Source organism: Chryseobacterium sp. AG363 (assembly GCF_003610675.1).
Lineage (GTDB): Bacteria > Bacteroidota > Bacteroidia > Flavobacteriales > Weeksellaceae > Chryseobacterium > Chryseobacterium cucumeris.
Window position 1 is genome coordinate 1,507,800 of the sequence record NZ_RAQF01000002.1, and the last position, 25,427, is coordinate 1,533,226.

Consider the following 25,427-nt stretch of genomic DNA (forward strand, 5'->3'; position numbering starts at 1 on the left):
TTTATGAATTTTCTAATCAAAATATTATATCTGATCTCCAAGCTTCCGCTGAAAATATTATATGTTTTTTCGGATGTCATCTTCTTCCTTAATTATTATATTGTAGGATACAGAAAAGAGGTTATTACTCAAAACCTTAAAAACTCTTTTCCCAACAAATCTGAAGAAGAGATCAAAGAGATCCGAAAAAAATTCTACCTCAATTTTTCAGATTATCTGGTAGAAACCATCAAATCTTTCAGCATTTCGGAAACAGAATCCCGAGTGAGAATGCAGCATATCAATCAGCATTTATTTCACGAAGCTAAAGAGGAAGGAAAAAATATTATTCTTTTGGCAGGCCACGTTTTCAATTGGGAATGGATCAATGCACTGGCAAGAATTATTCCTCAGGCACACTGCCATCCCGTTTACAGAAAAGTAAACAGTGATTTTTGGGAGAATCAGATGAAGAAAGTCCGGAACAAATTTGGAAACGAAGCATTGGAAGCCAATGAGGTTATTTTGAATATTTTCAGATCTAAAAACAACGGAGATTCAGCGTATATGTTTGTAGCCGATCAAACGCCTCACCATGCTCATGTCACTTACGGATTAGAATTTCTAAATCAACGTACTCCTGCTTTCATAGGCTATGACAGGCTGGCCACAAGAATGGATCTTGTATTCATTTATTGTGAAATGAAAAAGGTAAAACGAGGCTATTATCAGGTTAATTATCACAGAATATATCCGGATGGTGAAAAGTTTACAGAAAATGAGGTCGTGAGAAAATTTCATAAATTACTGGAAAACACTTTACACAAATATCCTGACAATTACCTTTGGTCACACAGAAAATGGAAATATCAGGACTCTATCAAAAATTTTGATTCCGAAAAAAAATAGGTTGACATGCAGAAAAAACTGGCAGTTGCCATCTTAAACTGGAACGGCAGAAACTGGCTTGAGAAATTTCTTCCGGGGGTAGTACAATTTTCTCAGAATGCGGATATTTATGTGATAGACAATCTTTCTACAGATGATTCTGTTGAGTTTCTACAAAAGAATTTTCCTACAGTACATATTATTAAAAATGATAAGAACTATGGGTTTGCAGGCGGCTATAATGAAGGATTAAAATCCATCAGACATGAATATTACTGTCTTCTCAATTCTGACGTAGAAGTTACTGAGAACTGGACAGAACCTGTGTTGGAATTGTTAGAAAACAACCCAGCTATATCCGCAATACAGCCCAAAATTTTATCTTATCATAACAGAAGTTATTTCGAATTTGCCGGAGCTGCCGGCGGCTTGATAGATAATCTTGGATATCCTTATTGCAGGGGTAGAGTTTTTGATGATCTGGAAGAAGATAAAGGCCAATATAATGATGAAACAGAGATCTTCTGGGCATCAGGATGCTGTTTTTTCATCCGTTCAAAAGATTTTTGGGAGCAGAATGGTTTTGATGCCAGATTTTTTGCTCACCAGGAGGAAATTGATCTTTGCTGGAGGCTTATTAATTCAGGAAAAAAGATTTATTATACAGGAAACTCCAAAGTTTATCATGTAGGCGGTGGAACACTCAACAAGCAGAGTGCACAGAAGACTTATTTAAACATGAGAAATAATCTTTCCATGATGCTTAAAAACCTTCCCTTTCCACAGGTAATTTTGATAATTTTGATCAGACTATGCTTAGATGGCATCGCCGGAGTGTATTTTGGAATTAAGTATGGCATTTCCCATCTGTGGGCTGTATTGAGAGCTCACTTTGCATTTTATAGTCACATTCCGGGAACTTGGAAACTTCGTCAAAGCCATCAGAAGAAGGATTTTTATCAATCAAAATGGCTGATTTTTAAGCATTTTTTAGGTGGCAGATGAGAGGTTATAGGTTATAGGGATTAGGGATTAGGGATTAGGGATTAGGGATTGATTAAAAATTACGACTTTCTTACCTATTGTGAACTAAGGATTTAATAGAGTAAAAATTTATAACTTTAATCAATCTTAAGTTCAAAACCTTAAACCAGAGAACCAACAACAAAAAACAACCCGCAATCCCACAACTAATTATAATTTTAAGACAATGGATTTCTGTGCAATAGATTTTGAGACGGCAACACACGAGAAAAGTTCAGCGTGTGAGATGGGGATTTGTATCGTACAGGATTCTAAAATTGTAGAAACAAAGACCTGGCTGATCAAACCTCCGAGTTTTCCCTATTTCAGTAAATTCAACATTGCGGTGCATGGAATTCAGCCGGAAGATGTAAAAGATGCACCTACCTTTGATGAAATATGGTATGAAGCTCAGGATATGATGTACGGAAGTCTTATGATTGCTCATAATGCAGGGTTTGACGCCTCTGTTTTAAGGGGATGCCTGCAGCATTATGGAATGTTTACTCCCAACTTGAACTATCTTTGCAGTATTCAGCTTGCCAAGAAATCATGGAATTATCTTCCAAAATATGGGCTGAAGCCATTAGCAGAATATCATCAAATTGATTTTACCCATCACAGAGCAGGAGCTGATGCCGAGGTATGTGCCAAAATATCTTTACTGGCATTTGAAAAACTCTTCCTCAACAGTAATGATGAAGTAAATGAGTATATGAAAGCAAAAATTAAAAAGCTTTAGTTATCTTACAAACAATAGAACCCGGGTTCTTTGTAAAAACCTGTACTTTCTGACAGGACATCTGTTATTAATTACTCAACACTTCAGACAACAGATTGAATTTTGGAATATCAATTTCAAAAGTTTCCTGTGTCTCCATGTTTTTAACCAGGTATTTTCCGCTCATATTACCTACTCCGGAACGAAGCATCACATTGGAAAAATAAGCAAAATTTTCATTGGTTCCTATCTCGGGAGTCAATCCGATCACTCCGTCGCCTATAATTTCTGTGTACCCGAATCCCACATCAAAAATCAACCATTTTCTTTTCAATACTTTGATAGGAAAGCTTCCGTCATTTTCTATCGTAATATTATATTTAAAAACGTAACGGTTTTCGGATGGATAACTGTTTTTACTATCATATTCAGGTATTACTGAAACTTTGATATTGGAAGTCATTTTTGAAAACATCATTGTAGTATTTTCTTAATAAATACAAAAATCTCGCCTTTTTTAAGGCGAGATCATATATTATGTTATAATTTTATTAAAAACTATAATCCAAGGCCTTTTCTTTCGTCACCTCCCATTAAAATTTCAACAGGGTTGTCGATACCTTCTTTTACCGCTACAAGGAATCCTACAGATTCTTTACCGTCGATAATTCTGTGATCATAAGACATTGCAACGTACATCATTGGTCTGATTACTACCTGTCCGTCAACAGCAACCGGTCTCTGGATGATGTTGTGCATTCCTAAAATTGCAGATTGAGGAGGGTTGATGATTGGTGTAGACATCATAGATCCGAAAGTACCACCGTTTGTAATGGTGAAAGTACCACCCGTCATTTCGTCAACTGTAATTTTACCGTCTCTTACTTTAGTAGCAAGATCTTTGATGTTTGCTTCAACAGCGCTGAAAGACATGTTTTCTGCATTTCTTAATACAGGAACCATCAATCCTTTAGGCCCTGAAACCGCAATTGAAATATCGCAGAAATCATAGTTTACTTTGAAATCACCATCGATAGATGCGTTTACATCAGGATACATTTGTAATGCTCTTGTAACAGCCTTTGTGAAGAAAGACATGAAACCAAGTCCAACTCCGTGTTTCTGAGCAAATTCTTCTTTATACAGTTTTCTCAATCTGAAGATTTCAGACATGTCAACTTCGTTGAAGGTAGTTAACATCGCTGTTTCATTCTTCACAGAAACTAATCTCTGAGCGATTTTTCTTCTTAAAACTGAAAGTTTAGTCGTTGTAGTAGATCTTGAACCTGTTGCAGTAAGAGGGCTTCCTCCTAATGCAGGTACTGCTGCTAATTCAGCATCAGTTTTAGTAATTCTTCCGTCTCTTCCTGTTCCTGAAACCTGTGCAGCATCCATTCCTTTTTCGTCAAGGATTTTCTTAGCAGCCGGAGATGGAGCTCCTGTTGCATAAGTTTGTGGCGCAGCTACCGGCGCAGCAGGTTTTGGAGCTTCCTGTTTAGCTGGTTCAGCAGCTTTCGGAGCCTCTTCCTGTTTTGGAGCCTCAGCAGCAGGTGCAGCACCTTCCGGCTTTTTAGCATCCATATCAATTAAACAAACTACCTGACCTACTTGTACCACATCACCTTCTTCTGCTTTTAAAGTGATAACACCACTTTGTTCTGCAGGCAATTCAAGAGTTGCTTTATCTGAATCCACTTCGGCGATAGGTTGATCTTTTTCTACATAATCACCATCTTTTACAAGCCAAGTTGCAATTTCAACTTCTGTAATTGATTCGCCCGGTGAAGGAACTTTCATTTCTAAAACTGACATATCGAGTATTTTTTATTTTTTAATTGATTATTATTTAAATTAAGCTGTTACTGGTCTTTTTGCAGGAGCATCATCTCTGTCGAAAACTCTGTTGATCACTGCATTTTGGTTTTTCTCAAACATTTTGTGGCTACCCGGAGCCGGAGCACCGCTTGGTACCGGCGCAACTACCTGAATTCCTGTATCTCTGAAGTTTCTCAGGATATAAGACCATGCCCCCATGTTTTCAGGTTCTTCCTGAGCCCACACCAGTTGTTTTCTGTTTTCATATTTGTTGAAGATCGCTTCAATAGCATCTGTTTGAAGCGGATATAACTGCTCGAATCTTACCAAAGCAATGTTTTCACAGTTCAGTTCTTCTTTCTTCGCTAATAATTCGAAGTACAGTTTACCTGAACAAAGAACTAATTTCTCTACTTTTTTAGGATCTGCAGCAGGATCATCTAATACCGGCTGGAATGCACCGTTTGCAAAATCTTCAAGCGGAGAAACCACTTTAGGGTGTCTCAACAGAGATTTAGGGCTCATTACGATCAATGGTTTTCTGAACGCCCATTTCAACTGTCTTCTCAATAAGTGGAAATAGTTGGCAGGTGAAGTAATATTGGCTACTACCATGTTTTCATTAGCACAAAGGGTAAGGAATCTCTCCAATCTTGCCGAAGAGTGCTCTGCTCCCTGTCCTTCTGAACCGTGAGGCAATAACATCACCAATCCGTCCTGGATTTTCCATTTTTCTTCTGCAGCTGCTAAATACTGGTCAACAATAATCTGAGCACCGTTCACGAAATCTCCGAACTGAGCTTCCCAGATGGTTAATGTATTTGGAGAAGCCATTGCATATCCGTAGTCGAAACCAAGTACACCATATTCTGAAAGGTGAGAGTTGAATACATCAAATCTGTTTTCAGAAACGTGTCTTAACGGGATGTATTCTTCTTCTGTATCTTCTGTTTTTACTACAGCATGTCTGTGAGAGAATGTACCTCTTTCCACATCTTCTCCGGAGATTCTTACATTGTGACCTTCTACAAGAAGTGTTGCATAAGCTAACCACTCTCCTAACGCCCAGTCTAATGAGTTAGCCTCAATAGCTTTGATACGGTTTTCAAAAAGTCTTGTAATTTTATTGATGAACTTTTTATCTGCCGGAAGTGTAGACATTTTAAGCGCCAATTCTTTCAGCTTCGCTAAATCATATTTTGTATCTACCGGTAACTGAACTGCTCCTCTCTTACCAATTGGATAGTTTACCCAATCTTCAGCCATGAACACATCCATTACGTTTTTCTCAATCTCTTTAGAAGCGTCAAAATCTTTATCCAGAAGAGCTTTGAATTCCGTTTCCATTTTAGCAATTACATCATTTGAAGTAACGCTGTCTTTTAATAATTTATCTTTATAAATTTCTCTTGGATTCGGGTGTTTTGAAATGGTTTTATAAAGGTTAGGCTGAGTAAATCTTGGCTCATCCCCTTCGTTGTGACCATATTTTCTATATCCTAAAAGGTCGATATAAACATCTTTTCCAAATTTTGCTCTGAAGTCAGCAGCAAAGTGGATGGCATGAACAACCGCCTCAGCATCGTCAGCATTTACGTGCATTACCGGAGATTCTGTAACTTTTGCGATGTCTGTACAATATGTTGAAGATCTTGCATCCATATAGTTCGTTGTAAATGAAACCTGGTTATTCACAACGATATGAACTGTTCCTCCAGTTCTGTATCCTTCCAAAGTCATCATCTGAGCCACTTCGTAAGCAATACCCTGTCCGGCAATAGCTCCATCACCGTGGATGATGATTGGCAATACTTTAGAATAGTCTTTGTATTTGTCATCTACTTTTGCACGGCAGATACCTTCTACCAAAGCAGCTACTGTTTCAAGGTGAGACGGGTTTGGCGTAAGGTTGATACAAACTTCTTCTCCTGAAGCAGTTTTGATTTTTTTAGAAGAACCTAAGTGATATTTAACGTCACCAGAGAATACATCTTCTTCAAATTCTTTTCCTTCAAATTCTGAGAAGATCTGCTTGTAAGATTTTCCGAAAATGTTGGTAAGAACATTTAGTCTACCTCTGTGAGCCATCCCTAATACTACTTCATCTACTCCTAACTGAGAAGATCTTGAGATCAGCTGATCTAAAGCAGGGATTAATGTTTCACCTCCTTCTAATGAGAATCTTTTTTGTCCTACAAATTTTGTGTGAAGGTAGTTTTCAAAAGCTACCGCCTGATTTAATTTTAATAAGATTTCTGTTTTTTCGTTGGCAGAAAGACTTGGGTGGTTTTCATTTACCTGAAGCCATCTTTTGATGAAATCTTTTTCTTCAACGTTGTTGATGTGCATGTATTCTACCCCAATAGAATCACAATAGATGTTTTCAAGGTGCTTGATAAGGTCTGCCAGCGTAGCAGGCTCTTTCATTCCGGTTTCAACCGCACAGTTGAATTTTGTATTTAAATCTTCTTTAGAAAGTCCGAAGTTTTCGATGTCTAAAGTAGGGGTATAGTGTCTTCTTTCTCTAACCGGGTTAGTCTTTGTAAAAAGGTGTCCTCTCGTTCTGTAAGCCTCAATAAGGTTTACTACTTTAAATTCTTTCTTGATATGCTCAGGAACTTCTCCATTGGATACTGCCTGAGAAATCTGTTGTTGAACTGCCGGGGCAGCATTGGCTGAAGCCTGAATAAATTGAGTGTTATCGTCATCTCCGTAGTTCTCCAAAGCAAAATCGAAGCCTTGAAAGAAAGCTTTCCATGATGGTTCTAGAGAGTCCGGGAATTTTAAGTACTGTTGGTATAAATCCTCAATTAACTGAGAATGAGCTGCGTTTAGGAATGAAAATCTGTCCATTATTACAGTTTATCTATTTATTAAAATTTATTTGTAGAATTAATCTTCAAATTTAATAAAAAAAACCGAGTTAGAACAGTCTGAAACCGTTAAAAAAACTTAAGAAAAAATAAAATAAAAAAAAATTACTTATACACTGATAATGAGAGCTTAACGTTTACCTCCTGACCTTCCATCGGACGTTCAATAAAGGTCTGACGGATATCTCCGAAGCGCATCTCGTCTTTTTTGGCTTTCTGAATGAGCTGCTGGATTGCCCGAATTCGTCCCTCATAATTCCCTTTGTAGTACATTACGTAATTTTGAGACGGATTTACGGACCTAAAATTGAAATTATTATCAGACACTCCTATTTTCTTAGAAAGTGGAATTCCGAGGAAATAAGAAACCTCCTTGTCTTTGTAATTATCCGCATCAGTAATGAGAACCGGATATCCGAATTCATCATCTCTTTTACCAAGATCCATCGTTACGAAATTATAGACTTTGTTATAATTCATCACGATATTTTTGTACAGCGCATCTTTTTTGTTTGAGGTACTTACATTGATCCCCAACAACAATTTGTCCTCTTCATTTTCTACCATGAGACTATCATATTTGATGGCTGCCATCTGGTTATCTTTTTCCACTTTATTACCTAAAGAGTTTTTAAGATTCACCATACTTTTATTGATATTTTCAGCAAAACGGTCTTCAGTCCAGAAGTTTTCCACTCTTTTCCAGACCGGCAGTTTCGGAGTGTGTACGTACCATATGATTTTTGTTTTTTCTGCAGAAACAGGTTTGAATTTAACATCAACCAATGTCGGATTTTCATTTTCATCCTCAAAAAGCTGATATTTCAACGTTTTATTAAGGTTCTCGTACCTGATGAACATTTCTCCGTCGGTATCATTTTTAGGATCTACATAGCTGATGGCACTTCCCTGCCCTTCGTAAGGCGTATAATAATCAATGTCTATAGAGGGTGAACTGGTAAAAAAGTTATTCCATCTTGTAAAATTCTGAAGGTTATTAAACTGGGAAAAAACTTTATCCACAGGATAGTCGATCTCTTTTTCAATCGTAAAGTTTTTACTTTCATCTACAAAATAATACATGGAAGCAGCATACGCTCCTCCCAAAAGAATAATGATTACCGCTAAGATTTTAAAAATACGCATCGCACAAAAATAATACAAATAAAAAGAGTGAACAATATGCTGATCACTCTAGTTGTATGTTTAACAATAATTAACCCTGTTAAAGGCTGGAAGCGGGGTGAGGGAAACTGCAGGATACTATTTGGCGGATGATCACCAGTAGTTTTCTGATTTAAAACATTTCATCTTACCTTATAAACCTGAATTTACATGATAAGATTTGTAGCGTTACTCCGCCCTTCAATAACTTCCATCTTCCAGCATCCAACTTCCTTTCTCTTACCCGATGTGTGTTCCCGGAGCAATCACAGCTCCTTTCTTAACTACGACAATCCCATCCTGTACGGAATACGTCCCATAATCACCATCCGGAATATGTTTTCCACCGATGATTTTCACATTGTCTCCAATATAACAGTTTTTATCAAGGATTGCTTTTTCTATATAGCAGTATTTTCCAATTCCCATATTAGGACGGCCACCTCTGTCGTTCAGAACAATTTCCGTTGTGTTTTGGTAGAAATCTGCTCCCATAACGTAGGAGTTTACGATGGTACTTCCCTTGTCAATTCTGGTTCTGTTTCCGATCACGGAATTTTCAATTTTATCTGCCATGATGATACATCCATCCCCAAAAACAGCTTTACTTACATAGGAACCATTGATTTTTGACGGTGGAAGCATTCTTGCTCTGGTATAGATCGGTGATGAAGAGAAAAGGTTAAACTGCGGCAGATCCAGACAAAGGTCCAGATTCGCTTCGTAGAAAGACTCTATGGTTCCGATATCCGTCCAATAGCCTTCGTACTGATAGCTTAATGTTTTGTATTTTCCGATAGAACTCGGAATGATATCTTTTCCGAAATCATCACCAGCTCCTTCATCAAACATCTTTTTAAGGATATTCTTAGTGAAAATATAGATTCCCATGGAAGCCAGAAACTCTTTTCCGGTATGTTTATTTTCTTCTGAAACTTCAGATTTCAGGCCTGACAGCGTGTCAAAATCCGGTTTTTCATAAAAAGAAGTGATATTTCCTTCATCATCAGATTTTAAGATCCCGAAACCTGTAGCATCTTTTGCATTAACCGGAATGGTAGCAATGGTAAGATCACCTCCGTTTTCAATATGAAAGTCGAGCATTTCCCTGAAATCCATCTGATACAACTGATCTCCTGAAAGAATCAGAATATAATCATAATCATATTTTTCAAGATGCTTCATCGACTGGCGGACAGCATCTGCTGTTCCCTGATACCAGCTGTCATTTTCCACATTCTGCTCGGCTGCAAGAATATCAACGAAGCCTTTGCTGAAGATGTCAAAGTGATAAGAATTTTTAATATGTGAATTGAGAGAAGCAGAATTAAACTGCGTTAACACCAGAATTTTATTCAATCCTGAGTTCAGACAGTTTGAGATAGGAATATCTACCAGTCTGTATTTTCCTGCAATAGGAACAGCCGGTTTGGATCTCGTATACGTTAACGGGAATAATCTTGTTCCTCTGCCTCCTCCTAAAACAATAGAGATTACATTTCGATTCATAAATATCTTGCGTTTTATTTTATTAAGTTTACTGTTCTGTTCTTAGTGTTTACTGCTACTTTAAAGCATTCTTTGTTTTCATATTGGAGTTCGTTTTTATAAACAGTCACCCGAAACTCATCTTTATCATTCAATACTAAAACCTCTTTATCCAGGTTATAGATTTCAATATTATATTTTTTAAGTTCATTTCTGAAGAACGGATTTGTAATAAGTACATCCATCACATCAGCACTCTTCATTACAAAGCCGTCAACATCTTTACGATACTTTTCTCTCCAGCCTTTCCCATATTTTCTTTCTATGGCATTATAAGTCCTTTTATTAATAGCATCTATTCTCTTCATCTCGTCAGGCTCTACCAGACAACCACCTACAGAGTAATGCTTTATTTTCCATTTTTCGGAAATAGCAGCCATCGCTTCATACCTTTCCGTTGCCGGAAGACCGTAGCCATAGATCCAATAATAACCTCCATGATAGCTTCCTCTGTCTTCTTTACATGAAAACAGCATAAACATTATCACAGAAAGAAATCCGAAAATCTTCACTCTATCAGCTATTATATAAAGCTATGTATTTTTCTGCAGATTTCTCCCATGCAAAATCAAAATTCATATTGGCATGGATAAGATCTTCCATAACTCCTTTTTGATTATAAATCGCCAATGCCCTGTTCATGGCATGTACAACATCATCTACACCCGGATAAGTAAAGTTCAGTCCTGCTCCACCGGTTGAAATATCTTCCACCGTATCTCTGAGCCCTCCTGTATATCTTACCACAGGAACGGTGCCATATCTCATAGAATACATCTGGTTCAGTCCGCATGGCTCTACTCTTGAAGGCATCAGAAGAAAATCTGCCGATGCATATATCTTATGGGAAAGATGCTCTTTATATCCGAGATCCAATGCAAAATTGGTGTACGTATAATCGTATTCTTTCAGTTTATTTTCTATATAGGTGTTCCCTGATCCGAGAATCATAATATTTAAAGCGCCATAACTCTGCTTAATGCTTCTCCATACAACATCCGGCAGCAGATCTGCTCCTTTCTCTGTTGCGAATCTTCCGATAAATGCGAATAAAGGAAGTTCAGGTTTTAATCCATATTCTTTACAGAGATTTTCTTTATTTTTTTTCTTTTGAGCGACTGCATTGGTACTGTTAAAATTAAAATCAAGCATCGGATCGGTTTCAGGATTCCAGACTTCTGTGTCAATACCATTGATGATTCCATATGCCTTTCCGAATTCCTGACGAACGAGGCTTTCCAGTCCGCGGAAGCTGATAAAGAGTTCTTCAAGATATCCTTCCGAAACAGTGGTAAAAGCATCAGCACATTTAATCATGCTGGCCAGAGGATTCATCAGTCCGTTCCAATCCATCAGTCCCCATTTGTACCCATCAAAAGAAGGCATATACTGTGCCATACTCCAGCTCATCATGCCCTGATATTCGCCATTATGAATAGTTCCTATTGTTTTTACTCCTTTTAAAAATTCAAATTCATAGCAGTTTTCTACCATAAAAGGAACGAGACCGGTATGATAATCATGGCAATGCAGTACATCAGGACGGATTTTCATCGCAGAAAGCCAATGCAAAACGCCATGCTGGAAAGCCAGAAACTGGAAGCTTTCATCCTGGTACCCATAAGGGTTGTCCCTGTCTAATAATCCCGGAATTCTTACCATATACAGCTCAAATCCCAGAACATTGGTCTTCTCTTTCAATACCTGAACCTGCAGCATATTGGCTGCCTGATGAATAAATCCGTCAAAAACCAGATCAAATTCATGATCATATACAAAGGATTTGTTGTACCACGGCATTACGACCTTGGCTTCTACTCCTGCTATTTTATTCTGATATTTTGGTAACGCTCCCACCACATCTGCCAGACCGCCTACTTTTGCTACGGGATAACATTCTGTACTTAAATGATAAATAACCATTCTTTATCTCTTATGTTTAATTCTGTGTAATTTATATTTTTTATCTCTTTTCTGACGTAAAACTATTCCAGCCAATGGCGGCAGCTTCACGGTCATTGTTTTGGTGTATCCTCTCCACTCTTCATACTTCTCTTCCAGGATTTCAGGCTCCACTCCGCTTCCACTGTACTTTTCATCATCGGAATTCAAAACAACTTCCCAGTGGGTGCCTGCAGGAATCCCGATTTTATAATCCAATACGTTGGGTGCCAAGTTTAAAGCTACCATCAGGACATCTTCTTTCTTTTTTCCTTTTCTGAGGTAGACATACACCGAGTTTTCCAGATCATCTGCTTCCACCCATTCAAAACCATTCCTATCAAACTGATTTTCATAAAAGGCAGTTTCTGACCGGTACAAGTGGTTCAGTTCCTTCACCATTTCCTGCATTCCTTTATGAACAGGATATTTCAGCAAATGCCAGTCGAGGCTTCTTGTAAAATTCCATTCACTGGTCTGCCCGAATTCATCGCCCATAAAAAGCAGCTTGGCTCCGGGATGGGTATACATATATACATACAGGGTACGGAGATTGGCAAATTTCTGCCATTCATCCCCTTTCATTTTATAAATAAGACTTGCTTTTCCGTGTACGACTTCATCGTGTGACAAAGGCATCATATAATTTTCATTATACATATACATGGAAGCGAAGGTCAGTTTATGATGATGAAATTTACGGTTAATAAAATCTTCTTTGAAATAATCCAGTGTATCATGCATCCAACCCATCATCCATTTCATTCCGAATCCTACACCGCCGTCATGAACAGGTTTTGTAAGCATGGGAAAATCTGAACTTTCTTCCGCGATGGTGATGATATTATCTCCAAATTCTTTGTAGACAGCTGTATTAAATTCCTGTAGAAAGGCTTTCGCTTCCAGGTTCACATTGGTTCCATATATATTAGGTTCCCACTCCCCTTCATTTCTTGAATAATCCAGATGAAGCATTGAAGTCACGGCATCCACACGCAATCCGTCAGCATGATACCGATCCAGCCAGAACATGGCATTTGAAATCAGAAAGGATTTCACTTCATTTCTTCCGTAATTAAAAATATGCGATTTCCAGTCCGGATGAAAGCCTTTTCTCGGATCTTCATGCTCATACAGATAAGAACCGTCGAATCGGTGAAGCCCATTAGCATCTCCCGGAAAATGGGACGGAACCCAATCCAGAATAACGCCTATGTCATTGTTATGAAGTTCATCAATAAGAAACATCAGATCCTGTGGTGAGCCAAAGCGCGAGGTTGCTGCATAAAAACCTGTGATCTGATATCCCCAGCTCGGCTCGTAAGGATACTCCATCACGGGCATGAATTCTACATGGGTAAATCCCATTTCTTTGATGTAAGGAACGAGCTTTTTCGCAATATCCCTATAGTTTAAAAAACGCTGGGGCTGATCCTCTTCTCTTACCCAGGAACCTAAATGTAATTCATATACCGATAGCGGAGCTTCCAGCCTGTTTTTTTTCCAGCGGTTATCCATCCACTCCTGATCATTCCATTCGTACCAGGTGGTGGAAACCAGGGAAGCCGCCTGAATATTCTGTTCCCAGCTCAACGCATAGGGATCACTTTTTTCCAGAATTTCGCCTCCTTGCGTTTCAATAGCATATTTATATAATGTTCCCCAGGTTAACCCTTCAATAAATCCTTCCCAAATCCCGGATTCATCCCATCGTGGAAACAAAATATGATCTTTATGATTCCAGTTGTTAAAATTTCCGATCACGGAAACTTTCTTTGCGTTAGGAGCCCATACGGAAAAATATACGCCTTTTACACCCTCTTTTTCTGCAGAATGTGCTCCAAATTTACCATACAGCTTATAATGCCTACCTTCTTTAAAAAGATACACATCATGATCGGTGAAAAGCGTGTAGGTCTTAACAGAATTCATCAAGATCAGTTTATATTTATATTTTCCCTGAAACTACGAAAAATACTGACAATAGCGATGAATTATTCATCAAATAATTATCAAGATCATTTCATGTTTTGTCTATCTATCAAATATATCATTTTTTAACTCACATTTTTTATGATTTCAAAACAATCTTTTTTATAAATTTAACATCAATATTTTATTAAACACAACGATGAGGTTTGAACTTTATACAGCAGAAAAAGACGACAGACCGGTATTTATTACGGGAAATTTCAATAGCTGGAATCCCAAAGATTATAATTTCCAGCTTAAACAAATTGATCCTTCCGGTTATTTTATAGAAATCGAAGATCAGCTTCTTCCTGATGATATTGAATACAAATTCACAAAAGGAGGCTGGGAAAACGTAGAACTGGATCAATATGGAAATATCACTCCCAACCGGAAAGCGAAAAAATCTGCTGGTAAAACGTCCGACTCTGTAGACAAATGGAGACTGAACTGGGGACCGTTCAAAGAAGAATATTATCCTATAGCAGAAGTTATTTCCGAAAATTTTTACATTCCGCAGCTTGACCGTTACCGCAAGATTTGGGCACTGCTTCCTTATGATTATCATACAACGGATAAACAATATCCAGTTTTATACCTTCAGGACGCACAAAATCTTTTCAATGAAGGAAGCGGTTTCGGGAATTGGGAAATCGACAAAAAATTATCCATCCTTGCTGAATACGGGCGCGGCGATCTTATCATCATTGCGATAGAACATGGCAGCGAGGAAAGAATTAAAGAATATATTTTTGATAATGATCATGTAGCCAACGGTTCTGAAGGAAAAAAGTACATCCGTTTTATTGCAGATACTTTAAAGCCTTTTGTGGACGAAAATTACAGAACCAAAAAAGACCGTGACAACACCGGAATCGGAGGCAGTTCATTAGGAGCATTGATCAGTATTTATAGTGGATTTCTTTATCCTGAAGTGTACTCCAAACTACTGATATTCTCACCTTCTCTATGGGTAGAACCCAATAACAACTTTCCGATGATGAATTTCCGGGTTCCGTTTAAAACGAAGATCTATCTCTACGGCGGCGGCCAGGAAGGTTCTAAAATGGTCAAAAGAATTCATATTTTTGAAGAATATCTGAAAAGATGGGAAGAGAAAAAGCTTTTTGATTTTGAATTCAAAACCAATATCAATCCTGAAGGCACCCACAATGAGTTTTACTGGTCTCAGGAGTTCCCAAGGGCTATAGAATGGCTGTTCTATGACAACACAGAAAATCCTGTAGAAGTAAAACCACAACAAAAAAGCATCAGAAACTAAATGCATAAAAACTACTGCAGAAAATGTAAGCCGGACAGGGACAAAATGAAGGCGGCACTCTTTATGAATTTAGAAATTATAACATCTATTTATGAAACTAATCAATAAAAAAAACAAAAATTACACTCAGGTTTTCCAACTGTTTACGGAGGAAGAATGGACGAAAACCAGTAAAAATTTCAACAAAAACATTTCCAATTTTTTCACCGGAAAGAAATATGAAGTTTTTGTCAATGCTCATGAAGAAGGAATTACGTATTTCATTGGATTAGGAAAATCCGCCTTACAAAATTTCGAGATCCAGCAGGTGGCGGCTAAATTTTCACAGACACAGAAAGAAAAACTGCTGGCCGTACCTACATTAGCCCTTGCTGACTTCCTGAATGAAAAGCAGTTCGAGGAGTTTGTAAAAGGACTTTTAACAGGAACTTACAACTACCCTTTTGATAAAAAACACGCTTTCTGGAATACGAAATTTGAATTGCACTTTGAAAATTTAAGCCAGAAAAAATTAGATCATATCAGCCAGAAAGCAGAAGCATTGGTTAACGGGCAAACTGCCTGCCAGGACTGGCTTAACAAACCAGCCAATCTTAAAAAACCGGATATCTTAAGCGCATACCTTAAAAATCTGGCTAAAAAATATGATTTAAAATACACTGCTTTTAACAGAAAGAAATGTGAAGAACTTGGATTAGGCGCATATCTTTCTGTGAACCAGGGAAGTGCTTACGATGCAGCCTTCACTATTTTAGAGTATAAAACGACAGCGAAAAATGCCAAGACTTTCGGTCTGGTAGGAAAATGTATTCTCTTTGACACAGGAGGAATATCAATAAAAAGCTCTGCCAATCTGCATTATATGAAGTCCGATATGGGCGGAGCAACGGCTGTTTTGGGAACGTTAATCTATGCCGCAGAAATGCAGCTTCCTGTAAACATCGTCGCTGTTCTCCCTATTACTGATAATGCGGTCTCTGAAAAGGCCCTGCTTCCAAGTGATGTGATTACAGCCTACAACGGAAAAACAATTGAAGTACTTGATACTGATGCAGAAGGCAGATTAATTCTTGCAGATGGTTTGTCTTATCTTTCTAAAAACTACAAAACTGATTTCCTTATTGACCTGGCTACCTTAACGGGAAGCTCAGTGAGAATGTTCGGAGATACCTGTGCTGCTATGTTCTCCAATAACGAGGAACTGAAAAACAACTTAATCAAAACCGGTGACCAGACCAATCAGAGGGTTTGGAATCTTCCTTTATGGGATGTTTGGAAAGATGATATCCAGTCTGATGTGGCCGATATAAAAAACATCTCTCTAAAGCCTGTGGGAGACTGTATTATTGCTGCAAAATTTTTAGAGCAATTCATTGAGAACCATCCTAAATGGGCGCACTTAGACATTGCAGGAGTAGCCTTTGGAAGTGTGGGCTATGCAAAAGAAAAAGCAGCAACAGGTTTTGGTGTTCAGCTCCTGGTGAATTTAATTGAAAATTATCACTAAAAATTAGTTTTTTACAAAAAAACTCTGTATAATTGATTAGTGGATTTTCAAAAACGCACAATATTTTATTTTTTGATATTAATAAAATAATATATAAATGCTTTTATTTTTGAAAATTCACTAAATATTAAAAAACATTATATGGAGAAGAAAACTATTGTGTGTATTTCGTGCTATTACAAAGGCTACGATTTTATGGACGAAATGAAGAAGCTCGGCAATAAAATCATCCTTGTAACCTCCGAAAATCTCAAAGAAAAAAACTGGCCCTGGCACGCGATTGATGAAACATTCTATATGCCCGAGCTCAAGCCTTCCGTATGGAATCTAGAGCATCTCATTCAGGGATTTTCCCACCTGATGAAGACCAGAAAAGTAGATGCTGTGGTGGCTTTGGATGATTATGATGTTGAAAAAGCCGCATTAATCAGAGAGACCTTCCGTATTCCCGGTATGGGACAGACAACCCACCGGTATTTCAGAGATAAACTTGCCATGAGGCAAAAAGCAAAGGATTCCGGGATCAGCGTTCCTGAATTCACCGCTGTGTTCAATGATAACGAAGTGGATGAATTTACAGACCGCGTTCCTGCTCCATGGGTACTGAAACCAAGGTCTGAAGCATCAGCATCGGGCATTAAGAAAATAACCTCCAAAGAACAGCTTCTTGAAGCCCTGGAAATACTGGGAGAAGAACGCCATCTTTTTTTACTGGAAAGTTTTAAACCCGGAGACGTTTACCATGTAGACAGCCTTACTTTTAATAAAAAAATTGTTTTTACTTCTGCTTCAAAATATCTTGCTCCTCCTATGCAGGTTTCTCACGAAGGCGGGGTTTTCAGATCCAAAACATTAGGAAGATATTCCGAGGAGTTTAAGGCACTGGAAGATATAAATGCCAGAGTTCTTTCCAACTTCGGACTTATCAACGGAGCCACCCATACAGAATTTATCCGTGGAAAAGAAGATGGAAAATGGTATTTCCTTGAAACTTCATCGAGGGTTGGCGGTGCTCATATTCCGGACCTGGTTGAAGCGTCAAGCGGAATCAATATCTGGAGAGAATGGGCCAAAATTGAAGATGCTCTTCTTAGAGGAAATGATTACAGCGTTTCTCCCCCCACAGGCTATTATTCAGGTCTGATCGTTGCCCTGATTAAAGATAAAGAACCGAATTACAGCAGTTTTGAATGCGAAGAAGTTGTCAAATTTCTTCCGATAGACTATCATGTCGGAATTGTCTATAAATCCGGAGACGCCTCTGTTGTACAGGACAGGCTGGATTCTGCTGCTGAAATGATTCATGCGGATATGCTGAATATTCTGCCTCCGAAAGGTAATAAATTGAGTTCTTAACAATGAAACTTGACATTGACATTCAAAATGTTATTGAATTCATAATATACAGCCTACCCGAAGATTCCATCCTAAAATGTAATTTAGAGAACATAAGTCCCGGAAAATGGCACAGCAAAGCATATTATCAGTTCGTTGACTCAACTCATGCCAATACACCAGGATCAAAATGGATCTTTAAAGAAAATATAATCCTCGAACATCCGAAATTAGGAACACTCGTACTGGATATTTTAGAAAAAGATCAACTTGGAGGAATTGAATTTTATGAATTACTATAAAACCTAAATTAAAACTAAACAAGGAAAATGCCTCACATAGAACATACAGAGTATTATTCAAATATATTGGGAACAAGTCTCAAAGTAGAAGTGACCGGGCATTACGGCCATCCTATCATTATGTTCCCAACTTCCCAGGGACAATATACCCAGAATCATGATTTTCACCTTAATGGAAGCATCAACTGGTTTATAGAACAAGGGAAAGTAAAACTTTACAATGTACAGACCATCGACAGCTGGAGTTTTTATGATGAAAAAATCTCGCCTCAGCAAAGAATAAGGAATTATGAACGGTATGTACAGTTCCTGGTCCAGGAATTCGTTCCTTATATCCAAAAACTTCACAAAACCCACCGCGTTGCCGTTGCAGGAGCAAGTTTCGGGGGCTATCATGCCGCTAATTTTGCTTTCAGATTTCCGGATTTGGTTTCTCATCTGTTTTGTCTTTCCGGCGCCTTCAGTATAAGGAATTTTATGGATGGCTACTCTGATGATCTGGTATACTTTAACTGTCCGAGAGAGTTTGTAAGAAATGATGAAGCCTGGAAGTATAAACACATGCATATTGTACTGAGCACTTCTGATCAGGATATCTGCAGGGATAAAAATGTTGAAATGGCTGAAATCCTCAGGATAAAAGGCATAGATTTCTGGTACGATGAAAGAAAATGGATAGGTCACGACTGGCCGCTATGGAGAATGGTCTTCCCTACCTTCATAGGAGCATTTTTCTCTTAAAAACAATAAAAAAAGACAAATAGAAAAAATATACACCCACCTTAAAAACAAAAATTATGACAAAAAAAGTAGGAATTCTTTTCGGTATGGAAGACACGTTTCCCTGGGCATTTATAGAAAAAGTAAATGAAATGGGAGGTGGCGATATCATCGCTGAACCCGTTACTATTGATAAACTGGAACAGGGTGCAGATTATGGTTATGCAGTGATCATCGACAGAATTTCACAGGACGTTCCCTTTTACAGAGCTTATTTAAAAAATGCTGCCCTTAACGGCACTTATGTCATCAACAATCCGTTCTGGTGGAGTGCTGATGAGAAGTTTTTCAACAATGCCCTGATGTCAAAACTGGGAATTCCACTTCCTAAAACGGTTTTGCTTCCATCACACGAAAGACCGGACAATACTTCAGAAACTTCATTCAGAAACCTGAAATTTCCTCATGACTGGGAATATATCTTCAATTATGTAGGGTTTCCTGCCTATATGAAGCCTCATGATGGCGGCGGCTGGAAAAATGTGTACAGAGTAGAAAATCCGGATGATCTTTGGAACAAACTGAGAGAAACCGAGCAGCTGGTGATGATGGTACAGGAGGAAATTATCTTTGATGATTATTACAGAGTTTACTGTCTGGGCCAAAAATATGTCCACATCATGCCATATGAGCCGAGAAATGCACCTCACTTGAGATACGCCACCACGCATCAGACCCAAGGTGAAGAACTTGAAAAATTACTGAAGACTATTCATGATTATACGATTAAAATGAATCAAGCTTTAGGATACGATTTCAACACCGTGGAATTTGCTGTAAGAGACGGTATTCCTTATGCGATTGATTTCTGCAACCCGGCTCCTGATGCAGACCGCAATTCTGTAGGAGAAGAAAACTTTGCATGGATCATAGAACATGCTGCCAAACTGGCTATTGAAAAAGCTAAAGAATATGTTCCGGGGAAACCTAACATTGCCTGGGGAACCTTCGTGAAGGATTCCATAAAATAACATTGAAAAAGAATTAAAAAACACAAAATAAATGCATCATCAGTTTACTATTGGAATTGAAGAAGAATATCAGATCATCGATGTGGAAAGCAGGGATCTGGTTTCTCACGTTTCAAAAATCATTGAAGGCGGCAAAGCGGTTTTAAGTGAAAACTTAAAGCATGAAATGCACGAATCCATGATTGAAATGGAAACGGGAATCTGCCAGAATATTCAGGAAGCCAGAGCTGAATTAACGAATTTAAGGCGCCATCTTATCAATATCGCCCATGAACAGGGACTTCGTGTTTCCGGAGGTGGTACTCACCCATTCTCTCACTGGTCTGAAAACAATATCACTCAGGGAGAAAGATACATTAAAATCGTAGATGATATGGGAGATGTGGCCCGTGAAAATCTTATTTTCGGACTGCATGTTCATATTGGAATTCCTAATCGTGAAGAAGGTGTCAGAATTCAGAATGTGATGAGATATTTCCTTCCTCACGTCTATGCCCTTTCTACCAACTCCCCTTTCTGGATCGGAAGATATACAGGTTTTAAATCGTACAGACAGGAAATTTTCGTCAAATTCCCAAGAACCGGTATTCCGAGTTACTTTAACTCGCTGGCAGAATTTGACAGCTATGTGGATCTTCTGGTAAAAACAGGAACCATCGACAATGCCAAGAAAATCTGGTGGGATTTACGCGTACATCCGTTCTATCCAACTATCGAATTCAGAATCTGTGACATGCCGTTAAGAATTGATGAAACCGTATGTCTTGCGGCCATAATGCAGAGTCTTGTTGCCAAAATCTATAAACTGCACCAGCAAAATCTCAGCTTCAGAAGCTATAGAAGATTACTGCTGAACGAAAATAAATGGCGTGCCTCCAAAAGTGGTATCGAAGCCCATCTCATCGATTTTGGGAAAGAAGAATCCGTTCCTTATCCTCATTTATTGAAAGAACTTTTAGAGTTTATTGATGATGTGGTAGACGATTTGGGATGCCGTAACGAAGTGGAATACGCCTGGAAAATCCTTGAAAACGGAACCGGTGCAGACCGGCAGCTTCAGATCTTTAAGGAAACAGGTGATCTGACGAAAGTAGTTGATTATATGATCTCTGAAACGGAGTATGGCATCACCCATGGTGAACCTGCTTCATAATATTTTGGTAACTTTGCAAAAAATATGATGTAATGAAAGATATTCGAATTGCTCTGCTGGACATGAACAACAATCATGTGAATCAAGGTTTTAGAAATATAAAAGAAATTTCCGAAACTTTTCAGCAGAACTCTGAAGAAAATGTGGTGATCAAAACGTTTGATGTAAGATATAAGGATGAAATACCTGAAATAGAAGACTTTGATATTTTCATTTCCTCCGGTGGCCCCGGAAACCCACATCGTGAAGGCCTTGCATGGGAAAACCGTTTTGCAAATTTTTTAGATGCTGTTTTCGAGCATAATCAATACCATGAAGATAAAAAGTACCTTTTCCTGATCTGCCATTCATTCCAGCTGGCAAGTATTCACTGGAATCTGGGAAATATCTGCAAAAGAAAGTCTTATTCCTTCGGGGTAATGCCTGTTCATAAAACAGAGGAAGGTAAAGAAGAATTCTTATTCAAAAATCTTCAGGATCCTTTTTATGCGGTAGATTCGAGGGCCTACCAGTTTATAGAACCGGATCACGACCGTTTCCAAAAATTGGGAATGACCATCATGGCGATTGAAAAATTCCGTCCTCATATCAACCTGGAAAGAGCGGTAATGGCCGTTCGTTTTTCGGAGGAGATATTCGGAACACAGTTTCACCCGGAAGCCAATCCTGAATCTCTGATCGAAAACCTGAAGGATGAAAAGAACAAGGAAGCCATGATCGAAAATTTCGGGATGGAAAAGTATCTTGAAACGATAGACAGAATAGACGATGAAGATAAAATCATTCTTACCAGACATCAGATTCTTCCGAGATTCCTTCAGTTTGCAAAAAAAAACATTTTGAAAGAAGCTGAATCTTTGGTTTAATCAATACAAACCACAAAAGTCACAAAAGGGATTTGGGTATTACAATCATAAAAGCTGTTGAGAAGAAGACATAAGCTTTCTTGAAAATCAAAGATTTCCCAATTAAATAGGTATTTTATAAAAGTCTATTGTAAACTTTTATATTCTAAAAACTTTTGTGCCTTTTGTGGTAAAATCAAATTGGGCATAAACGTCCGGTTTCTTTACCATCACAAAAGAAAAAAAATATGATCCCAGAATACAGAAAACAGTTCAATCAGGAGTTTTCAGATGAAAAATACCATCAACTCAAAAATATACTGACTGAAAAAGGTGGAACAGCACCTGGTTTCAGAGTTTCAGAAAGTCCTATTTTTCTGACTAAAGAGTTTGAGAAAAAACTGATAGACGCCAGTGAAAGTATCATCAGCCAGATTAAAGCAATGCCGGCAGAACTCCTTCAAAAAGCCATTCCTGAAAACTGCAGGGTTCCCAATGATACCTATCAACCTCATTTTTTCACCATAGATTTTGGAGTCTGCAAAAGTGAAGACGGAGCAATAGAACCTCAGCTGATAGAACTTCAGGCATTTCCTTCTTTGTATGGTTTTCAGAAAGTATATGAGGAAACGTATTGTGAAGTCTACCCTTTCCTTTCGGAGATCAGAAATCCTATGCCGCATGAAACTTTTAAAAACTATTTGAAGGAACTGATTGTAGGTGATGAACATCCTGAAAATGTAATCCTGCTTGAAATCTTTCCGGAAAGACAAAAAACGGCTATTGATTTTGCTTTGACCGAGAAACTGCTAGGCATCAAAACAGTATGTCTGACGAAAGTAAAAAAACAGGGTAGAAAACTGTATTATGAAAATAATGGTAAGCTAACCGAAATCAAAAGGATCTACAACCGGGTTATATTTGATGAACTGGACAATATTCCGGATCTGCATACAGAATTTGATTTCCGCGAGGAAGTGGATGTAAAATGGATTACCCACCCAAACTGGTTCTTTAAAATTTCAAAGTTCCTTTTGCCTTTACTGAAGCATGAGTTTGTTCCAAAGAGTTATTTTCTGCATGAATTCCCGGAGCATGAAAATCTTGAAAATTTTGTACTAAAACCATTGTTTTCATTCGCAGGAAGCGGAGTTAATTTGAATCCTACGAAAGAAATTACCGACTCTATTCAGGATAAGGAAAACTATATTTTGCAGAGAAAAGTGTTCTATGAACCAATTTTTGAAGATATCAACGGAGATTTTGCAAAAGCGGAGATCCGTTTGTTGTATATTTGGCGGGAAAACGACGAACGCCCTATCCTATTGGAAAATCTGGGAAGAATGACTAAAGCCGCCATGGTGAATGTAGACTTTAATAAAAAAGATGCCATCTGGATTGGTAGTTCGAATGCTTTTTTCGGATAAAAAACTTATAAAACTAATACTACATGGAAGAAAGATCAACACCTTTCGCAGAATTTGACAACAACGTTTTAACACGAAGAAGAGACTTATTACCTACCTGGATTAAAATTTTCCTATGGATCTTTTTAATCGGAGGCGCAGTAGCTGCGGGTTTATTGATAGCAGGGTCTCTGATCACTCAAACCTCTTTATCATTATACGGGATGAATGCCAATCATCCGTACTCAATGACAGGGCTTTTGATCTGTTCTTTGTTCCTGTTCAAAGGTATTGTAGCCTACGGACTTTGGTTTGAACAAAAATGGGCACCACAGGCTGCCATAGCAGATGCCATTATCGGGATTGCTGTTTGCCTTATTATGATGGCCATTATTCCGTTTATGTACCCATCAATCAGCTTTACCCTCAGATTAGAACTTATTCCTTTGTATTTTTATCTTAAAAAAATGCAGAGCATAAAGACAACCTGGGAAAGCTTATAGAAACAAACCTCCGAAGTATCGGAGGTTTTATTTTTTACTCCTGAAGACCTCTCAAAACATAAAAAATCCCCCAAGAAGGAGGATAAAAAATTGACATGTACGCTATGTTTTTTTACAAACATTGTAAATATACGGATAGACTGCAAGCATACCCTACGGGAAACCGTAATGATTGATTTTGAATCGTTTGTATATTAGGCTTTCTTTAAAGCTATTTAAAAACAATCTTGCAGTACTTCAGCTTATGATAACTCAGCATATTCTTTCTTAGCATCAAAACTTGGACAAGCTTTCTGAACATTTGGAAAATCTCTATGTCCCTGAATTTTAGCTTTAGGAAATATTGATTTTAATTCTCTTAACAGCTTTACCATAGATTTTTTTTGCTCTTCCGTTCTTGTATCTTTTGGATGGTTGCTTTTATCAATGCCGCCAATGTATGATATATTGATAATTTGAGAATTCCACCCTGCAACGCCATTGGATACCTGATCAATGGGCAAAGTGTTTACTATTTTTCCATCAGCTTTTATCATATAGTGATATCCTGGATTTTTCCATTTCAGGTTTTCCTTCCAATACCTTTTAATGCTCTCTATTGTAACATCTGGTTGTGTGGCTGTACAATGTATAACGATGTAATTGATTGTTCTCATGGATTTCATTTTATTATTTTGAGCAAAATTAAACTTGTAACTCCCAAAATAGTGAAGGAAAAACACCCTATTTAAAATTGACAGGCAAGACAGCTGAAAACCAGGGAAAGCTGATAAAAATTATTTAGAAAACAATATATCTCTGGAAGAAGCCCATAAAGTTTGGGCGCGAATGTTTAAATTTTGAAATATGAGAACAAAAAATCCCTCTTAGTGAGGGATTGTTTTTTATAAATCGGGACATGCCATTTCATTATCATGCGGAATGCAGACTTTTTCATTCCATGGCACCGGGCAATCATGCCAGCCTGGAGGACATCCTCCTTTTCCGTTAATACCTCTTAATTTCTCCTTAGAGATTTTCTTTAAATTTTTCATGGTTTTGATTTTAGTTTAGAAATTAAATATATAAAATATTCTCCATTTGGAGATTTAACATAAAAAAATAATCTTTACGGATTTCCGTAAACAAAGAAGGTTTAAAAATAACTGTTGAATACACCAAATAAAAAATCCTCCCAAACAGGAGGACATTAAAAAAACTTGACTTGTACTTTTAGTTTATACAAACGCTGTAAATATACGGAGAGACTGTAGGTATACTCTACGGGAAACCGTAAGGATTAACTTTTAATTGTTTGTACAGTAGTCATTGGTAACATACCTCTGTTTTTAATCAAACAAACTTCGATCTGCTACAGCAAAATAGATAAAAAAATTGCAATACGTTTTTTATTCCGTATTGCAATTGTAATAAGTTCTAT

The 25,427-nt window shown here is 37.8% G+C and carries 23 protein-coding genes; 13 read left to right on the forward strand and 10 right to left on the reverse strand.

What is annotated here, in order from left to right; genetic code table 11:
- Positions 1–3: 3 nt before the first annotated feature.
- From DEU39_RS06760 to DEU39_RS06770, 3 genes are all read left to right on the forward strand, one after another.
- Positions 4–888: a lysophospholipid acyltransferase family protein gene (locus DEU39_RS06760; RefSeq protein WP_062675049.1), complete on the forward strand. Its 885-nt coding sequence runs from the start codon at positions 4–6 to the stop codon at positions 886–888.
- A gap of 6 nt (positions 889–894) precedes the next feature.
- Complete coding sequence (locus tag DEU39_RS06765; RefSeq protein WP_120231377.1) at positions 895–1,872, forward strand: glycosyltransferase family 2 protein; 978 nt, start codon at positions 895–897, stop codon at positions 1,870–1,872.
- A gap of 205 nt (positions 1,873–2,077) precedes the next feature.
- Positions 2,078–2,632: a 3'-5' exonuclease gene (locus tag DEU39_RS06770; protein ID WP_120231378.1), complete on the forward strand. Its 555-nt coding sequence runs from the start codon at positions 2,078–2,080 to the stop codon at positions 2,630–2,632.
- A 67-nt stretch (positions 2,633–2,699) separates the two neighbouring features.
- On the opposite strand, the gene apaG is transcribed toward DEU39_RS06770, so the two are convergent.
- From apaG to glgB, 8 genes are all read right to left on the reverse strand, one after another.
- A complete protein-coding gene (gene apaG / locus DEU39_RS06775; RefSeq protein WP_062675055.1) occupies positions 2,700–3,089 on the reverse strand; it encodes a Co2+/Mg2+ efflux protein ApaG in 390 nt (129 codons plus the stop codon).
- An 80-nt stretch (positions 3,090–3,169) separates the two neighbouring features.
- Positions 3,170–4,423, reverse strand: coding sequence for a 2-oxoglutarate dehydrogenase complex dihydrolipoyllysine-residue succinyltransferase (odhB, locus tag DEU39_RS06780; protein WP_110010291.1), 1,254 nt, complete (start codon positions 4,421–4,423; stop codon positions 3,170–3,172).
- Positions 4,424–4,462: 39 nt separating this feature from the next.
- Positions 4,463–7,279: a 2-oxoglutarate dehydrogenase E1 component gene (locus DEU39_RS06785; RefSeq protein WP_062675058.1), complete on the reverse strand. Its 2,817-nt coding sequence runs from the start codon at positions 7,277–7,279 to the stop codon at positions 4,463–4,465.
- 125 nt (positions 7,280–7,404) lie between these two features.
- Positions 7,405–8,445, reverse strand: a complete 1,041-nt coding sequence (locus DEU39_RS06790; protein ID WP_120231379.1) for an SRPBCC domain-containing protein — start codon at positions 8,443–8,445, stop codon at positions 7,405–7,407.
- 258 nt (positions 8,446–8,703) lie between these two features.
- Positions 8,704–9,972, reverse strand: a complete 1,269-nt coding sequence (locus DEU39_RS06795; protein WP_062675062.1) for a glucose-1-phosphate adenylyltransferase — start codon at positions 9,970–9,972, stop codon at positions 8,704–8,706.
- Between the two features lie 14 nt (positions 9,973–9,986).
- On the reverse strand, positions 9,987–10,523 hold the full coding sequence (locus DEU39_RS06800) for a hypothetical protein (protein ID WP_147367558.1): 537 nt from the start codon (positions 10,521–10,523) through the stop codon (positions 9,987–9,989).
- 4 nt (positions 10,524–10,527) lie between these two features.
- Entirely contained in the window at positions 10,528–11,934 is a 1,407-nt protein-coding gene (locus DEU39_RS06805; RefSeq protein WP_120231381.1) for a glycogen synthase, read from the reverse strand.
- A 3-nt stretch (positions 11,935–11,937) separates the two neighbouring features.
- Positions 11,938–13,884 carry a 1,4-alpha-glucan branching protein GlgB gene (gene glgB, locus DEU39_RS06810; RefSeq protein ID WP_183037384.1) on the reverse strand — a complete coding sequence of 649 codons (1,947 nt, stop codon included), beginning with the start codon at positions 13,882–13,884 and terminating at the stop codon, positions 11,938–11,940.
- Positions 13,885–14,083: 199 nt separating this feature from the next.
- Between glgB and DEU39_RS06815 the strand changes: the two genes are divergently transcribed.
- The 10 genes from DEU39_RS06815 (at position 14,084) to DEU39_RS06860 (ending at position 24,007) form a co-directional block, all read left to right on the forward strand.
- A complete protein-coding gene (locus DEU39_RS06815) occupies positions 14,084–15,205 on the forward strand; it encodes an alpha/beta hydrolase (protein ID WP_120231383.1) in 1,122 nt (373 codons plus the stop codon).
- A 91-nt stretch (positions 15,206–15,296) separates the two neighbouring features.
- Positions 15,297–16,712, forward strand: a complete 1,416-nt coding sequence (locus DEU39_RS06820; RefSeq protein WP_062675070.1) for a M17 family metallopeptidase — start codon at positions 15,297–15,299, stop codon at positions 16,710–16,712.
- Between the two features lie 141 nt (positions 16,713–16,853).
- Positions 16,854–18,068, forward strand: a complete 1,215-nt coding sequence (locus DEU39_RS06825; protein ID WP_120231384.1) for an acetyl-CoA carboxylase biotin carboxylase subunit family protein — start codon at positions 16,854–16,856, stop codon at positions 18,066–18,068.
- A gap of 2 nt (positions 18,069–18,070) precedes the next feature.
- Complete coding sequence (locus DEU39_RS06830; protein ID WP_110010302.1) at positions 18,071–18,349, forward strand: hypothetical protein; 279 nt, start codon at positions 18,071–18,073, stop codon at positions 18,347–18,349.
- Between the two features lie 27 nt (positions 18,350–18,376).
- Complete coding sequence (locus DEU39_RS06835; protein ID WP_120231385.1) at positions 18,377–19,090, forward strand: alpha/beta hydrolase-fold protein; 714 nt, start codon at positions 18,377–18,379, stop codon at positions 19,088–19,090.
- Positions 19,091–19,146: 56 nt separating this feature from the next.
- Positions 19,147–20,100, forward strand: a complete 954-nt coding sequence (locus DEU39_RS06840) for a RimK family alpha-L-glutamate ligase (RefSeq protein WP_120231386.1) — start codon at positions 19,147–19,149, stop codon at positions 20,098–20,100.
- Positions 20,101–20,131: 31 nt separating this feature from the next.
- On the forward strand, positions 20,132–21,253 hold the full coding sequence (locus DEU39_RS06845; protein WP_062675075.1) for a carboxylate-amine ligase: 1,122 nt from the start codon (positions 20,132–20,134) through the stop codon (positions 21,251–21,253).
- Positions 21,254–21,285: 32 nt separating this feature from the next.
- Positions 21,286–22,119 carry a type 1 glutamine amidotransferase gene (locus DEU39_RS06850; protein ID WP_120231387.1) on the forward strand — a complete coding sequence of 278 codons (834 nt, stop codon included), beginning with the start codon at positions 21,286–21,288 and terminating at the stop codon, positions 22,117–22,119.
- A 227-nt stretch (positions 22,120–22,346) separates the two neighbouring features.
- Entirely contained in the window at positions 22,347–23,525 is a 1,179-nt protein-coding gene (locus DEU39_RS06855) for a hypothetical protein (RefSeq protein ID WP_120231388.1), read from the forward strand.
- Between the two features lie 23 nt (positions 23,526–23,548).
- Complete coding sequence (locus DEU39_RS06860) at positions 23,549–24,007, forward strand: hypothetical protein (RefSeq protein WP_062675078.1); 459 nt, start codon at positions 23,549–23,551, stop codon at positions 24,005–24,007.
- 242 nt (positions 24,008–24,249) lie between these two features.
- Here DEU39_RS06860 and DEU39_RS06865 read toward each other — a convergent pair whose 3' ends face one another.
- Together DEU39_RS06865 and DEU39_RS24315 are read right to left on the reverse strand one after the other, a co-directional pair.
- Positions 24,250–24,663: an N-acetylmuramoyl-L-alanine amidase gene (locus DEU39_RS06865; protein WP_120232211.1), complete on the reverse strand. Its 414-nt coding sequence runs from the start codon at positions 24,661–24,663 to the stop codon at positions 24,250–24,252.
- Between the two features lie 228 nt (positions 24,664–24,891).
- Entirely contained in the window at positions 24,892–25,041 is a 150-nt protein-coding gene (locus tag DEU39_RS24315; protein ID WP_157885777.1) for a hypothetical protein, read from the reverse strand.
- Positions 25,042–25,427: the final 386 nt, after the last annotated feature.

Coding starts and splice junctions, on each gene's coding strand:
- DEU39_RS06760 (WP_062675049.1), top strand. CDS start 4: ATGAATTTTCTAATCAAAATATTATATCTGATCTCCAAGCTTCCGCTG.
- DEU39_RS06765 (WP_120231377.1), top strand. CDS start 895: ATGCAGAAAAAACTGGCAGTTGCCATCTTAAACTGGAACGGCAGAAAC.
- DEU39_RS06770 (WP_120231378.1), top strand. CDS start 2,078: ATGGATTTCTGTGCAATAGATTTTGAGACGGCAACACACGAGAAAAGT.
- apaG (WP_062675055.1), bottom strand. CDS start 3,089: ATGATGTTTTCAAAAATGACTTCCAATATCAAAGTTTCAGTAATACCT.
- odhB (WP_110010291.1), bottom strand. CDS start 4,423: ATGTCAGTTTTAGAAATGAAAGTTCCTTCACCGGGCGAATCAATTACA.
- DEU39_RS06785 (WP_062675058.1), bottom strand. CDS start 7,279: ATGGACAGATTTTCATTCCTAAACGCAGCTCATTCTCAGTTAATTGAG.
- DEU39_RS06790 (WP_120231379.1), bottom strand. CDS start 8,445: ATGCGTATTTTTAAAATCTTAGCGGTAATCATTATTCTTTTGGGAGGA.
- DEU39_RS06795 (WP_062675062.1), bottom strand. CDS start 9,972: ATGAATCGAAATGTAATCTCTATTGTTTTAGGAGGAGGCAGAGGAACA.
- DEU39_RS06805 (WP_120231381.1), bottom strand. CDS start 11,934: ATGGTTATTTATCATTTAAGTACAGAATGTTATCCCGTAGCAAAAGTA.
- glgB (WP_183037384.1), bottom strand. CDS start 13,884: ATGAATTCTGTTAAGACCTACACGCTTTTCACCGATCATGATGTGTAT.
- DEU39_RS06815 (WP_120231383.1), top strand. CDS start 14,084: ATGAGGTTTGAACTTTATACAGCAGAAAAAGACGACAGACCGGTATTT.
- DEU39_RS06820 (WP_062675070.1), top strand. CDS start 15,297: ATGAAACTAATCAATAAAAAAAACAAAAATTACACTCAGGTTTTCCAA.
- DEU39_RS06825 (WP_120231384.1), top strand. CDS start 16,854: ATGGAGAAGAAAACTATTGTGTGTATTTCGTGCTATTACAAAGGCTAC.
- DEU39_RS06830 (WP_110010302.1), top strand. CDS start 18,071: ATGAAACTTGACATTGACATTCAAAATGTTATTGAATTCATAATATAC.
- DEU39_RS06835 (WP_120231385.1), top strand. CDS start 18,377: ATGCCTCACATAGAACATACAGAGTATTATTCAAATATATTGGGAACA.
- DEU39_RS06840 (WP_120231386.1), top strand. CDS start 19,147: ATGACAAAAAAAGTAGGAATTCTTTTCGGTATGGAAGACACGTTTCCC.
- DEU39_RS06845 (WP_062675075.1), top strand. CDS start 20,132: ATGCATCATCAGTTTACTATTGGAATTGAAGAAGAATATCAGATCATC.
- DEU39_RS06850 (WP_120231387.1), top strand. CDS start 21,286: ATGAAAGATATTCGAATTGCTCTGCTGGACATGAACAACAATCATGTG.
- DEU39_RS06855 (WP_120231388.1), top strand. CDS start 22,347: ATGATCCCAGAATACAGAAAACAGTTCAATCAGGAGTTTTCAGATGAA.
- DEU39_RS06860 (WP_062675078.1), top strand. CDS start 23,549: ATGGAAGAAAGATCAACACCTTTCGCAGAATTTGACAACAACGTTTTA.
- DEU39_RS06865 (WP_120232211.1), bottom strand. CDS start 24,663: ATGAGAACAATCAATTACATCGTTATACATTGTACAGCCACACAACCA.
- DEU39_RS24315 (WP_157885777.1), bottom strand. CDS start 25,041: ATGAAAAATTTAAAGAAAATCTCTAAGGAGAAATTAAGAGGTATTAAC.